11 protein-coding genes are annotated in these 13947 nt (G+C 67.7%); 7 read left to right on the forward strand and 4 right to left on the reverse strand.

All coding sequences use genetic code 11. The features are described 5' to 3' along the window. Positions 1-90: 90 nt before the first annotated feature. The 7 genes from CHB86_RS03330 (at position 91) to CHB86_RS03360 (ending at position 8624) form a co-directional block, all read left to right on the forward strand. The gene (locus CHB86_RS03330; protein ID WP_089231242.1) at positions 91-1341 is read left to right on the forward strand and encodes a sarcosine oxidase subunit beta family protein; all 1251 of its coding nucleotides are present in this window, start codon (positions 91-93) and stop codon (positions 1339-1341) included. Positions 1342-1350: 9 nt separating this feature from the next. Next, a complete protein-coding gene (locus CHB86_RS03335; RefSeq protein ID WP_089231244.1) occupies positions 1351-1629 on the forward strand; it encodes a sarcosine oxidase subunit delta in 279 nt (92 codons plus the stop codon). Then, positions 1626-4571 (forward strand): sarcosine oxidase subunit alpha family protein, encoded by a 2946-nt coding sequence (locus tag CHB86_RS03340; RefSeq protein ID WP_089231246.1) that lies wholly within the window; start codon positions 1626-1628, stop codon positions 4569-4571. The genes CHB86_RS03335 and CHB86_RS03340 overlap by 4 nt, the downstream gene beginning before the upstream one ends. Beyond that, positions 4564-5127, forward strand: a complete 564-nt coding sequence (locus CHB86_RS03345) for a sarcosine oxidase subunit gamma (RefSeq protein ID WP_089231248.1) — start codon at positions 4564-4566, stop codon at positions 5125-5127. The genes CHB86_RS03340 and CHB86_RS03345 overlap by 8 nt, the downstream gene beginning before the upstream one ends. Then, the gene (folD, locus tag CHB86_RS03350) at positions 5124-6014 is read left to right on the forward strand and encodes a bifunctional methylenetetrahydrofolate dehydrogenase/methenyltetrahydrofolate cyclohydrolase FolD (RefSeq protein WP_089231249.1); all 891 of its coding nucleotides are present in this window, start codon (positions 5124-5126) and stop codon (positions 6012-6014) included. Before CHB86_RS03345 ends, folD begins: the two co-directional genes overlap by 4 nt. Before the next feature lie 75 nt (positions 6015-6089). After that, the gene (purU, locus tag CHB86_RS03355) at positions 6090-6977 is read left to right on the forward strand and encodes a formyltetrahydrofolate deformylase (RefSeq protein ID WP_089231251.1); all 888 of its coding nucleotides are present in this window, start codon (positions 6090-6092) and stop codon (positions 6975-6977) included. Between the two features lie 381 nt (positions 6978-7358). Continuing rightward, positions 7359-8624, forward strand: a complete 1266-nt coding sequence (locus tag CHB86_RS03360; RefSeq protein WP_089231252.1) for a DEAD/DEAH box helicase — start codon at positions 7359-7361, stop codon at positions 8622-8624. Between the two features lie 69 nt (positions 8625-8693). Here CHB86_RS03360 and CHB86_RS03365 read toward each other — a convergent pair whose 3' ends face one another. Genes CHB86_RS03365 through acsA form a run of 4 tightly spaced genes read right to left on the reverse strand, consistent with a single transcriptional unit; the run spans position 8694 to position 13851 of the window. Continuing rightward, entirely contained in the window at positions 8694-8942 is a 249-nt protein-coding gene (locus CHB86_RS03365; protein WP_089231254.1) for an acyl carrier protein, read from the reverse strand. Then, positions 8939-10111: a dihydrolipoamide acetyltransferase family protein gene (locus CHB86_RS03370; RefSeq protein ID WP_089231255.1), complete on the reverse strand. Its 1173-nt coding sequence runs from the start codon at positions 10109-10111 to the stop codon at positions 8939-8941. Before CHB86_RS03370 ends, CHB86_RS03365 begins: the two co-directional genes overlap by 4 nt. Before the next feature lie 3 nt (positions 10112-10114). Next, entirely contained in the window at positions 10115-12112 is a 1998-nt protein-coding gene (pdhA, locus tag CHB86_RS03375; protein ID WP_089231257.1) for a pyruvate dehydrogenase (acetyl-transferring) E1 component subunit alpha, read from the reverse strand. Continuing rightward, positions 12109-13851, reverse strand: a complete 1743-nt coding sequence (gene acsA / locus CHB86_RS03380; RefSeq protein ID WP_089231259.1) for an acetate--CoA ligase — start codon at positions 13849-13851, stop codon at positions 12109-12111. The genes pdhA and acsA overlap by 4 nt, the downstream gene beginning before the upstream one ends. Positions 13852-13947 lie beyond the last annotated feature (96 nt).

Below are 13947 nucleotides of genomic sequence, written 5' to 3' on the forward strand. Positions count from 1 at the left end.
GACCCTTTTTCGAATGAAAACGTCTCGATTTCGAAAGATATGCCGGAAGGCCACGGGGTAGGACAAGGGGACAAACAACGGAGTCACACGATGGGTTTCTCGGGTTTCCGGGTCATCAAGGAGGCCCTGACAGGGCACAGGGGCTGGGGCGAGCTATGGCGCAACCTCGAGCCGAAACCGGAATACGACATCATCATCGTCGGTGGTGGCGGGCATGGGCTGGCGACGGCCTATTACCTGGCGAGCGTGTTCAAGACGTCGCGGGTCGCGGTGCTCGAAAAGGGGTGGCTCGGCTCGGGCAACATCGGTCGCAACACCACGATCATCCGTTCGAACTACCTGCTGCCGGGCAACCAGCCGTTCTACGAGTTCTCCATGAAACTCTGGGAGAATCTGGAGCAGGAGCTGAACTTCAACGCGATGGTCAGCCAGCGCACGATCATCAACCTGTTCCACAGCGACGGCCAGCGCGATGCCTACCGCCGTCGCGGCAACGCGATGCACCTGACCGGTGCCGGAGGCCGCCTGCTGTCGCAGGAGGAGCTGCGCGGCATCGCCCCGTTCCTCAACTTCGACAACGCCAGGTTCCCGATCAAGGGCGGGCTGATACAGGAACGCGCCGGCACCGCGCGGCACGACGGGGTCGCCTGGGGCTATGCCCGCGGCGCCGACCGTCGCGGCGTGGACCTGATCCAGAACTGCGAGGTAACCGGCTTCCGCATCGAGGCAGGCAAGGTCCTCGGCGTTGAGACCACCCGTGGTTTCATCGGCGCGAAGAAGGTCGGGGTGGCGGTCGCCGGCTCCTCCTCCCGTGTGATGGCCAAGGCGGGCATGCGCCTGCCGATCGAGAGCCACGTGCTACAGGCCTTCGTTTCGGAAGGGCTCAAGCCGACGATCCCGGGCGTCATCACCTTTGGTGCCGGGCATTTCTATGTCAGCCAGTCCGACAAGGGCGGGCTGGTCTTCGGCGGCGATATCGACGGCTACAATTCCTACGCGCAGCGGGGCAACCTGCCGGTGGTAGAGGACGTGATCGAGGGCGGCATGGCGCTTATGCCGATGCTCGGCCGGGCCCGGCTTCTGCGGAGCTGGGGCGGGATCATGGACATGTCGATGGACGGCTCCCCGATCATCGACCGGACCCACATCGACGGCCTCTATTTCAACGGCGGCTGGTGCTACGGCGGCTTCAAGGCGACCCCCGCCTCCGGCTATGCCTTCGCCCATCTCCTCGCGACCGATACGCCCCACGACACCGCGACGGCCTACCGGTTCGACCGTTTCGCCCGCGGCCACGTGGTCGATGAAAAGGGCGTCGGCGCCCAGCCCAACCTGCACTGAGATCCAGACATGCTGATCCCCCATCCCCTTCTGGGCCTGCGCGACGCGCAGGAATTCACCTACCTCGGCGACGCCAGCCTGATGGCCCGGCCGGATCCCGATCAACCGGACGCGGAGGCGGCCTTTGCCGACTACGTCTTTCTGCGTGACAACCCCGCCGGCGTGCACCGGGAGCTGTGGTTCCACGAACAGGGCGACCGCTCCTGGCTGGTAGTGACCCGCAACACGGTGACCCACGAGATCCTCGGCGCCGAACTTGCCACCGACGTGGCGCGGAGGGGCGCATGACCCGCATCCAAGGCGGCCTGATCGACCGCAACCGCCCCCTGAGTTTCCGGTTCGACGGCCGGTCCTACAGCGGCTTCGAAGGCGACACGCTCGCCTCGGCGCTGCTGGCCAACGGTGTCCGTCTGGTCGGGCGCAGCTTCAAGTATCATCGCCCGCGGGGCATCTTTTCCGCCGGTTCCGAGGAGCCCAATGCGCTCGTCGAGTTGCGCGAGGGCGCCCGCCGGGAGCCCAATACCCGCGCCACCGTGGTCGAGCTCTACGACGGCCTCGTCGCCGACAGCCAAAACCGCATCGGCTCGCTCGAGCACGACCTTCTGTCGGTCAACGACCTGTTTGCGCCGTTCTTCGCGGCGGGCTTCTACTACAAGACCTTCATGTGGCCGCGCGCCTTCTGGGAGAAGCTCTACGAACCGGCGATCCGTCGTGCGGCCGGGCTGGGGTCGCTGTCGATGCTGGCGGATCCCGACGCCTACGACCGCGGCTTCCAGCACCCGGACCTTCTGGTGATCGGCGGCGGCGCGGCCGGGCTCATGGCGGCCCTGACCACCGGGCGCGCCGGCGCATCGGTGCTGCTGGCCGACGAGGATTGCCGCCTCGGAGGTCGCCTCCTGGCCGAAGGCGGCGTGATCGACGACACGCCCGCCGCCGACTGGGTGGCCGGTGTCGTGGCGGAGCTCGAAAACCTGCCAAACGTCCGTATCCTGACGCGCACCACTGTGTTCGGTGCCTATGACCATGGCGTTTACGGTGCGGTGGAACGTGTCTCGGACCACCTGCCCGAGCCGGGCCGGAAGGTGCGCCAGACGCTATGGCGGATCAGCGCCCGGCACGCGATCCTGGCCACCGGCGCCACCGAGCGCCATATCCCCTTTGGCGACAATGACCGGCCGGGGATCATGCTGGCCGGGGCGATGCGCGCCTACGTCAACCGCTGGGCCGTGACGCCGCAGGCGCGGGCCGAGGACCCGGTCGCGATCTTCACCAACAACGACGACGGTCACCGCACGGCGCTGGCGCTTGCGGCCAGGGGCGTGCCTCTCGCCGGGGTGATCGACACCCGCTCGGGCGTGTCGAGCCTTGGCGAATACCGGACCTTCGCCGGCGCAACCGTCACCGGCACCAAGGGGCGCAAGGGGCTGTCCGCCATCGAACTGCGCCACGGCGGAACGTCGGAATGGCTGAACTGCGGCGCGCTCGGTGTCTCGGGCGGCTGGAACCCGAACGTCCACCTCGCCTCGCATCACCGTGGGCGTCCTCTCTGGAGTGACGAGAAGCTTGCCTTCGTTCCGGATGACAACGGCCCGCAGGGCCTGCTGGTGGCCGGGGCGGCGCGCGGCGAAGGCTCGACGGCCGAGGCCCTGGCCGACGGCGCCCGCGTGGCCCTGACCGCGCTCGAGGCCCTCGGCATCTCCGGCACCGCCCCCGCAATCCCCGTGGCGAGCGAAGAGCCGTCGGCCATCGAGGCGTTCTGGCACGTTCCCGCGAAGGGCCGCGCCTGGGTCGATTTCCAGAACGACGTGACCGTCAAGGATATCAAGCTCGCCCACCAGGAAAACATGCGGCCGGTGGAACACCTGAAGCGGTGGACGACCCTCGGCATGGCGACAGATCAAGGCAAGACAGCCAACGTCACCGCTCTTGCGGTGATGGCCGAGCTGACCGGCAAGACCATCCCCGAAACCGGAACGACGATCTTCCGTCCGCCCTATACACCCGTTTCCATGGGTGTTCTGGGTGGCGGCGACACCGGGCAGCGGTTCCGCCCCCGCCGCCTGACCCCGACGCACCCCTGGGCCGAGGCGCAGGGAGCCGTGTTCGTCGAGGTCGGGCCGTGGATGCGCGCCCAGTATTTCCCGCGCGCCGGCGAGACACACTGGCGGCAAACCGTCGACCGCGAGGCCCGCGCCGTGCGGGCGAGCGTCGGTGTCTGTGACGTGACCACGCTGGGCAAGATCGACGTACAGGGCCCGGATGCGGGCGAGTTCCTGAACCGGATCTACGCCAACTTGATGGGCACGCTGAAACCCGGCAAGGTCCGCTACGGCCTGATGCTGCGCGAGGACGGCATCGCCTACGACGACGGCACCTGCGCCTGCCTCGCCGAAGGCCATTACGTGGTGACCACCACAACGGCCAACGCGGGCCTCGTCTACCAGCGCATGGAATTCGCGCGGCAATGCCTCTGGCCCGAGCTGGATGTGACGCTGATCTCGACCACCGACGCCTGGGCGCAGATCGCGGTCGCAGGGCCGAAATCACGAGAGCTCCTGTCGCGCATCGTGGACGGGTTCGACATGTCGAACGACGCCTTCCCCTTCATGGGCTGTGCGGAGTTGACGGTCTGCGGCGGCTTGCGTGCGCGGTTGTTCCGGATCTCCTTCTCCGGCGAACTTGCCTACGAGATCGCCGTCCCGGCCCGCTACGGCAACGCGCTGATGGAGCGGTTGATGGACACCGGAAAGGATCTGGACGTCACCGCCTACGGCACCGAGGCGCTTGGCGTGCTGCGGATCGAGAAAGGTCACGCGACGGCCAACGAGATCAACGGCCAGACCACCGCGACCATGCTCGGCATGGACCGGATGGTCTCGCGCAAGAAGGACTCGATCGGCGCGATCATGTCCCGCCGGGAGGGCCTGTCGGGCGATGCCCGCCGCCTGGTCGGCTTCGTGCCCGTCGACGCCGGCGAGCCGGTCGTGGCGGGGTCGCACCTTGTCGCGCCGGGGGATCCGGTCGACATGGCGCATGATCAGGGCTGGATCACCTCCGCCTGCTACTCGCCCCATGTCGGCTCTTCCATCGGCCTCGGCTATCTCGTGAACGGCGACAGCCGGCTCGGCCAGGAATTCATCGCCGCCAACCCGCTCGAGGGCCAGTCCGTCCGCGTCAAAGCGGTCTCGGCCCATTTCGTCGACCCCGAAGGAGAGCGTCTTCGTGACTGACCTGACCCCCATCACCGCCCTCGGCGACAGCGTGCCGCGCGTTCACACTGCCGGTGGCTACACGCTTCGCGAAAACGCGGACCTTGCGCTCGCCTCCCTTGCCGTCGCCCGCGGCGTGGCCGCACCTGCACCCTTCGGCCTTGGCCTTCCGGATGCCGGCGGGCTTGCGGTGGGCGAGGGCGGCAGGAGCGCCTTCTGGACCGCGCCGGACCAGTGGATGATCGCCGCGGAGGGGATGGCCGAAACGGACTTCGCCGCATCGCTGCTTGCAGAGGTTCCGGGCGGGCGCGTCACCGAGCAGACCGACGGATGGACGGCCTTCGAGATCGCCTCCGAGGACGCGGCACAGATCGAGAGCCTGCTGGAACGGCTGGTCAACCTTCCCGCCGCGGCAACGGCGCCCGGGCGCGCGACCCGGACCGGACTGGAGCACATGAGCGTCTTCGTTCTGCGCCGGACCGACAGCCACGTGACGATCATCGGGATGCGCACGTTGGCGGCCAGCCTCTGGCATGCCCTGGAAACCGCGGTGGACCGCCTGGGAGGCACGCAATGAGCGCGACGATCATCGACGGAAAGGCCTTTGCGGCCGATGTGCGCGGGCGCGTGGCCGAGCAGGTGGGGCGCCTGAACGACGCGCATGGCATCACGCCCGGCCTCGCCGTGGTGCTCGTCGGCGAGGACCCTGCCAGCCAGGTCTACGTGCGCAACAAGGGGAAGCAGACGGTCGAGACGGGGATGAACTCCTACGAGCACAAGCTGCCCGCCGAGACCGGCGAGGCGGAGCTGCTGGCCCTGATCGAACGGCTCAATGCCGACCCGGAGGTTCACGGAATCCTCGTGCAGTTGCCCCTGCCGGATCACATGGACAGCGACCTCGTCATCAACGCGATCGACCCGGCAAAGGATGTCGACGGCTTTCACATTTCGAACGTCGGGCTGCTGGCGACGGGGCAGAAGGCCATGGTGCCCTGCACGCCGCTGGGGTGCCTGATGATGTTGCGGGCGCACCACGGAAACCTGTCGGGGCTGAATGCCGTGGTCGTGGGCCGGTCGAACATCGTCGGCAAGCCGATGGCGCAGCTTCTGCTGCGCGACAGCTGTACCGTGACCATCGCCCACAGCCGCACCCGCGATCTCGCCGAAGTCTGCCGGGGTGCGGACATCCTCGTTGCCGCCGTCGGGCGGCCCGAGATGATCCCGGGCGACTGGGTGAAGCCGGGCGCGACCGTGATCGACGTCGGCATCAACCGCATCGAACGCGATGGCAAACGCAAGCTCGTCGGGGACGTGGAGTTCGTTGGTGCGAACCGGATTGCAGGCGCGATCACCCCCGTGCCGGGCGGTGTCGGGCCGATGACCATCGCCTGCCTGCTCGCCAACACGCTGACCGCCTGTTGCAGGGCCAACGGCCTGCCGGAGCCCCAGGGTCTGACCGCCTGAGCCAGCCGCAAGAACAGAACCGGGACCGGCCGGCGCCTCGGGCGCCCCGGTCACGCACATCCAAAGGAGCCCAGAATGTCCACGAAGTATTGCCTCACCGTGACCTGTCCCACCCAACGCGGCATCGTCGCGGCGATCTCGACCTTCCTGTCGGAGCGCGGCTGCAACATCACCGACAGTTCGCAGTTCGACGACATGGAGACCGGCACCTTCTTCATGCGCGTGAGCTTCCTGTCGGAGACCGGCGCGGACGACGAGAAGCTGTCGAAGGAATTCGCCAACGTCGCCAAGCCGTTCGGCATGACCTACGCCGTCCATGACGAGAGCCGGAAGATGAAGGTCGTCATCATGGTCTCGCGCTTCGGCCATTGCCTGAACGACCTTCTGTACCGCTGGCGCATCGGCGCGCTTCCGATCGAGATCGTCGGCGTGATTTCCAACCACATGGATTACCAGAAGGTCGTCGTGAACCACGACATCCCGTTCCACTGCATCAAGGTCACCAAGGCCAACAAGCCCGAGGCCGAAGCCCGGCAGATGGAGATCGTTGAGGAGACGGGCGCGGAGTTGATCGTACTGGCGCGCTACATGCAGGTCCTGTCGGATGCGATGTGCCAGAAGATGTCTGGGCGGATCATCAACATCCACCATTCGTTCCTGCCGTCGTTCAAGGGCGCGAACCCTTACAAGCAGGCGTTCGAGCGCGGCGTGAAGCTGATCGGCGCGACGTCGCATTACGTGACGGCCGATCTCGACGAGGGGCCGATCATCGAGCAGGACATCGTCCGGATCACCCATGCGCAATCGGCTTCGGATTACGTCTCGCTGGGCCGCGACGTGGAAAGCCAGGTGCTGGCGCGGGCGATCCATGCCCATGCCCACCACCGTGTCTTCCTGAACGGCAACAAGACCGTGGTCTTCCCGGCGTCGCCGGGCTCCTATTCCTCCGAGCGGATGGGCTGACGGCCGACATCTCGGTCCACATCTCGCGGCGACGGAACCGGCGCCGCGTCGACCCGCGGCACGGGGTCACCGCGTCCGAGTGCCGTCCATACGGCGCGCGCGGCGATTTCCGCGGCGCGCATCGCCTCTTGACGTGCGCCGCGAAATACTCCATCTGCCGCGTGTCGCTGCGCTGCCGCGTGAGCAAGCCGTGCCCTGTGACAGGGCCCAACAGCGCACCTAGATCCAGTTCCCCATCACGCAGGGTTCCTGACGCAACGGCCAGACGCCGCGGGAAACGCCCGCACGTCCCGAGGCCCTGCGAACCCTCGCGCCGCTGTCTTGCGGCCATTCAATACCGCTGCGCCGGCATCGAAGCCGCGCGGCCATGAAGGATACGACGTGTTCGATTTCGATATGCTCGGCCTCGCGCCGGCACTGAACGATGCGCTCAAGCGCACCGGATTTACCCAACCGACCCCGATCCAGAACCAGGCGATCCCGCTGGCGATGGAAGGGCATGACATTCTCGGCCTCGCCCAGACCGGCACGGGCAAGACCCTCGCCTTCGGCCTGCCGCTGATCGACTACCTGCTCGCCAATCCCGGCAAGCCCGATCCCAAGACGGCCAAGGCCCTGATCCTCGCGCCGACCCGCGAACTGGTGAACCAGATCGCCGAGAGCCTGCGGGCGCTGACGACCGGCACCCGGGTCCATGTCGTCACCGTGGTCGGCGGCCAGTCGATCAATCGCCAGATCGGCCAGCTCGCGCGCGGGACGGATATCCTCGTCGCGACGCCCGGGCGGCTCATCGACCTGATGGACCGCCGGGCCGTCGAGCTCGGCTCGGTCCGCCACCTCGTGCTCGACGAGGCCGACCAGATGCTCGACCTCGGCTTCATCCATGCGCTGCGCAAGATCGCGCCGCGCCTCGGCACGCCGCGCCAGACCATGCTGTTCTCGGCCACGATGCCGAAGCAGATGGAAGAGCTGAGCCGCGCCTACCTGAACGACCCGCGCCGGGTGCAGGTGTCGCGTCCGGGCAAGGCCGCCGACAAGATCACCCAGTCGGTGCATTTCCTCGACAAGGGCGCCAAGCCCGGCAAGCTGCGGGAAATCCTGTCGCGGGACCTGGACGCGCTGACGCTTGTCTTCGCGCGTACCAAGCATGGCGCCGAGAAGCTGATGAAGGGGCTGGTGGCCGATGGCTACAACGCCGCCTCGATCCACGGCAACAAGAGCCAGGGCCAGCGCGACCGCGCGATCAAGGCGTTCCGCGCCGGTGAGATCAAGGTGCTCGTTGCTACCGATGTCGCGGCGCGCGGCATCGACATCCCCGGCGTGGCCTACGTGATCAACTACGACCTGCCCGAGGTGCCGGACAACTACGTCCACCGCATCGGCCGCACCGCGCGCGCCGGACGTGAGGGCGAGGCAATCGCATTCTGCGCCCCGGACGAGGCTGATCTGCTGCGCCAGATCCAGAAGCTGATGAAGATCGAGGTACCGGTCGCCAGCGGCTCCAGCCCGCTGAACGACGGCGCGGAGGGCGGTGGACGCCGCTCCGGCGCGCCGCGCGGCCGCGGCCGTGGCCAGGGCAAGCCCGCCAACAGCCAGAAACCCGCGGCAGCCAAACGCCGCCGTCCGCGCCGCCGCCGGGCAGCCTGACGCAGGTTTGAAATCGAGTGGGAGAGGGGCGCCAGCGGTGCCCCTTTTCATTTTGGCGCGGACCGTGGCCTATGCGGCCAGCTTGCCTACCAGGTAGTCGGCGGCGAGCGCCGGCGTGGCGATCCGGACGTAGTCGGCCTCCGGGATATCGATGCCCAGACGGGCGTGGAGCGCGGCGACGAGGTTCAGCACGTCCATGGAGTCGAGCTCCAGGTCGTCCTGGATGTGATCGTCGTCGCCGATCGCGCCAATCTCCAGGTCGGGGGCGACCTTGGTGAGCTCCTCGAGGAAGGCGGATTTCATCTGTTCCTGGGTCATAGGGCCTCCGGTGCTTGAAGCAATGCATCAACCTCGGCGAGGAACCTGTTGGCCTGCCGTCCATCGCTGACGCGGTGATCTGCCGAGAGCGTGAAGGTCACCACCTGCCGAGGTTCGATTTGTGCTGGCGCGCCATCGCCGCCGGTCACGATCCAGGGACGCAGCCGGGGCGCTCCGATGGCGAGCAGGGCGACCTGCGGCGGGAAGATGATCCCGGTCATCGCCTCGGCCCCCTTCTCGCCGAGGCTCGACACCGTGATCGTGCCGCTGGTCAGCTCCGAGGAGCGCAGGCGCATCGCCCGGGCCCTTGCCACGAGGTCCTTCATCGCGGCCATCAACTCGGGCAGCGGCAGCGTGTCGGCCTCCGGGATCGCCGGGGCGATCAGCCCGCCGCCGCGCAGCGCGACGGCCACCCCGAGATTGACTTGCGGGGCGGGAGCGAAGCCGTCCGCGCCGTAATGCCCGTTCATCTCCCTGACCTTGCCAGCAGCCAGCGCAGCGGCCTTCATGAAAAGCGCGCCGAGCAGGATCCGGTCGGTGGGGGCGGCGGTTGCATTGCGGGCGGAGAGCCAATCCGTCGCCTTCTGCACGTCCACCGTCTGGCTCAGCTGGAAATGCGGGATCTCGCGCTTGGAGCGCTGCATCGCCGCTGCGATGGCCTTGCGCATCTCGGCCATGGCATCGGCGGGCGCAGGCTTCGCTGGGGCCGGTTGCGCAGCGCCTTCGACGTCGCGCAGCGTGATCGCGCCTGCCGGGCCGCTGCCCGCGAGGGCGGACAGGTCGAGCCCGCGTTCGACTGCCAGCTTGCGCGCGGCGGGGGATGCGGCAGGCCCGGCCGACATCGGCGCGGGCGCGGCCGGTATGGGGGCGGCTTCGACAGGGCGCGGAGGCGGTTCTTCTGCCACGGGAGCCTCTGCTGGTGGAGGCGCCTCGCCGTCGGCGAGGATCGTCGCCATCGGGGCGCCGACTGGCAAGGTGGTGCCGAGCTCGGCGTCGAGCGAGCCGACGACGCCCTCCTCGAAGATCTCGACCTCGATGGCGCCCTTCTGGGTCTCCACCACGGCGACGATGTCGCCGCGATGCACCGCGTCTCCCGGCTTCACCAGCCATTCGACCAGCTTGCCGGCTTCCATGTCCGCGCCCAGCGAGGGCATCTGGAAAACACCCATGGCTCAACTCCGTCCCAGCGTGGCTTTCGCCGCCGCAACGATCTGCGGCACCTGCGGGATCGCCGCCTGTTCGAGGTGGGCGGGGTAGGGGATCGGCACCTCGGCCGAGCAGACCCGCCCGACCGGGGCGTCCATTTGCCAGAACGCCTGCTCGTGGATGCGAGCGGCGATCTCGGCCGAGAGCGAACCGCTCTTCCAGCCTTCGTCGACGATCACCGCCCGGCGGGTGCGGCCGACCGAAGCCATGATCGTGGCATCGTCCAGCGGACGCAGAACGCGCAGGTCGATCACCTCGGCGCCGATGCCTTCCTTCGCCAGTTCCTCGGCCGCCTCCAGCGTCTTGTAGAGCGAGCCGCCATAGGTGATCAGCGTCACGTCATCGCCCTGTCGCCTTACGGCGGCCTTCGAGATGTCGACCGGCCCGGCATTGGTGTCGAGCTGACCGGTCCGGTTGTAGAGCATGACGTTCTCGAAGATCAGCACCGGGTCCGGGTCTTCCAGCGCCGTCCAGAGCATGCCGCGGGCGTCCTCCAGTGTCGCCGGCGCCAGAACCTTGAGCCCCGGGATATGTGCGAACCAGCCTTCGAGGCTGTGCGAGTGCTGGGCTGCGAGTTGCTTGCCCGCCCCGGTCGCCATGCGGATCACCACCGGCACGCCGAACTGGCCGCCGGACATGTGCCGGACGGTGGCGGCGGTGTTGAGGATCTGGTCGAGCGCCAGAAGCGAGAAGTTGACCGTCATGACCTCGACGATGGGGCGCATTCCGGCTGCGGCCGCCCCGATGCCTGCGCCGGTAAAGCCGGACTCGCTGAGCGGCGTGTCGCGGATGCGATCCTCACCGAACTCGGCCATCAGCCCCTTGGAGACCGCGTAGCAGCCGCCATAGGCGCCGACGTCCTCGCCCATCAGGAACACCCGGTCGTCGCGCAGGAGCGCGTCGCGGATGCCCTGCTTGACCGCCTCGCGATAGGTTGTCTCCACCGTCTCTCCGGAAGGTGGGGTGGGCTCCGGGTCGGGCAAGGGTTCTGCCATCGTGTGCTTCAACAGGTCGGCTTCCGGCTCCCAGGTCCCGGCCTCGGCAAAGGCCACGGCCTCTGCGATCTCGTCATCGATCTCGCGTTCGATGCGGTCGACATCCTCCTGGTGCAGCAGCCCGTTCTTCAGCAACCAGCTCTGGAACTGGACGATTGGTCCGCGTTTGCGCCAGGTCTCGATCTCCTCCTTCGTGCGATAGAGCTGGGCGTCGAACATCGAATGCGGGCGGAACCGGTAGGTCTTGCACTCGAGGAACACCGGCTTGCCGGTTTCCCGGATGTGCCGGATCGCGGTCCGCGCCGCGGCCTCGACCGCCACCACGTCCATCCCGTCCACCACCCGGCTCTCCATGCCGTAGGCGGCGGCCTTTTCGTGGATGTCGGTATCGGAATCGTAGCGTCCGATCGCGGTGCCCATGGCGTAGCCGTTGTTCTCGCAGACGAAGAGCACCGGCAGCCCCCAGAGCGCGGCGAGGTTCATCGACTCGTGGAACTCGCCTTCCGCTGTCGCGCCGTCGCCGAAGAAGCAGGCGGTCACGTGGGTCTGGCCCCGCATGTGATCGGCCAACGCGATCCCGACCGCCAGCGGCAAGCCGCCGCCGACGATAGCGTTGCCGCCGTAGAAGTTCGTGGCGGCGTCGAAAATGTGCATGGAGCCGCCGCGCCCGCCCGAGGAGCCCTCGGCCTTGCCGTACATCTCGGCCATGACTTCGGTCATCGGCACCCCGCGCGCCAGCGCCTGCCCGTGCTCGCGGTAAGTGGCGACGATCTTGTCGTCCGTGCCCAGCACCGGGATCACCCCGGCGGCAATCGCTTCCTCGCCGTCATAGAGATGGAGGAAGCCGCGGATCTTTTCCTGCTGGTACAGCTCGGCGCATTTGTCCTCGAACTTCCGGATGCGGATCATGCCTGTCAGCAGCGACAGGACGTGCTCGCGCGTGAGATGCGGTTTGTCGATCACGGTCATGTCTCGTCAGTCTCCAGGGTTGAGATATCCCCCTCGGGCAGGCCCAGTTCGCGCGCCTTGAGCAGGCGGCGCATGATCTTGCCCGAACGGGTCTTGGGCAGGGTGTTGCGGAAGACGATCTCGCGCGGGGCGACGGCGGGCCCGAGTTTCTTGCGGGCATGGCCGCGGATCTCCCGCTCCAGTTCCTCGCCCGGGGTGAAGCCGGGGTTGAGGGTGACATAGGCCTTGATGACCTCGCCCGCGGTTTCGTCGGGCACGCCGATGACGCCGGCCTCGGCCACCGCCTCGTGCTCGATCAGCGCGCTCTCCACCTCGAACGGGCCGACCAGGTGGCCGGAGGACTTGATGAGGTCGTCGGCGCGGCCGACGAACCAGTAGTACCCGTCCTTGTCCCGCATCGCGAGATCGCCCGAGAGATACCAGCCATCGACGAAGCATTTGTCGTAACGCGCCTGCTCATGCAGGTAGGTGCGCATCATCGACGGCCAGCCGGGCCGGAGCGCCAGCTCGCCGATCTCGCCGTCGCCCAGCTCCTTCAGGCCGGTCTCCGTGCGCTCGACGATGCCGGCCTCGATGCCGGGCATCGGCTTGCCCATCGAGCCCGGCCGGACTTCCTGGGCGGCGAGGTTGGCGATCATGATGCCGCCGGTCTCGGTCTGCCACCAGTTGTCGTGGAACGGCCTGCCGAAGACCCGGTTGGACCAGACCACGGCTTCGGGGTTCAACGGTTCGCCGACGGAGGCCAGGAACCGCAGGCTCGAGAAGTCATAGGGCTTGGCGGCCGCGTCGCCCGCGCGCATCATCATGCGGATCGCGGTGGGCGCGGAATACCAGACCTCGACCTTCTCCCTCTGGATCGTCGAATACCAGCGGTCGAGGTCGAACTCCGCCTCGTCCACGATCATCGTCACCCGGTTCACCAGCGGCGAGATGATGCCGTAGGAGGTGCCGGTGACCCAGCCGGGATCGGCCGTGCACCAGTAGATCGTGCCGGGGGTCAGCTCCAGCGCGTAACGGCCGGACACGGCGTGGTAGAGCACGGCCTTGTGCACGTGAACCGCGCCCTTGGGCCGCCCTGTCGTGCCGGAGGTGAAGTGGATGAGCGCCGGATCTTCCGGCAGCGTGCGCGCGATCTCGAAATCGGGCGGTTCGGCCGCCATCGCGAGATCGAGGGCGACGCAGCCTTCTGGCGCCTCCTCGCCCACGATCAGTACCAGCTTGAGTGACGGGATCTCGTCGCGCCACTTGGCGATCTTGCGGCGGTAGAGCGTCTCGGTCGTCACCAGCGCCTTGGCCGCGCCGATTTCCATGCGGGTCCGGATCGGTTCCGGCCCGAAGGCCGAGAAAAGCGGCGTGAAGACCAGCCCGGCCTTGAGGGTCCCGAGCGCGGCGACGTAGAGGTCGGGCACCCGCCCCATCAGGGCAAACACGCTGTCGCCCCGCTCCAGCCCGTTCTCCATCAGCACGTTGGCGAAGCGCGCGGTGCGTTCGGCGAGTTCGGCATAGGTGATGTCGTGGTGGTGCTCGCTCTTGCCGAGCCAGCGGATCGCGACCTGGTCGCCGTGACCTTGCGCGACATGCCGGTCCACGGCTTCATGGGCGATGTTGAGATGGCCTCCGGGAAGCCCGTCGAGCATCTGCTCGGCCACTTCCCATGTGAACGTTTTGCGCGCCTCGTCCGGGTTGGGCAGAGACGCACCCCGAGTCCCTCCGGACTCCTTCCGGATTGCCCCAAACATGGTGGATTCCTCCCGGTGGAGATTGTCCCACCGGGCGCGGCATTCCGCCATGATTCACGTCAACGTGGACATGCCGGCGGCCCCGTGCGGCGCCGC

It is taken from the genome of Tropicimonas sediminicola (assembly GCF_900188335.1).
Lineage (GTDB): Bacteria > Pseudomonadota > Alphaproteobacteria > Rhodobacterales > Rhodobacteraceae > Tropicimonas > Tropicimonas sediminicola.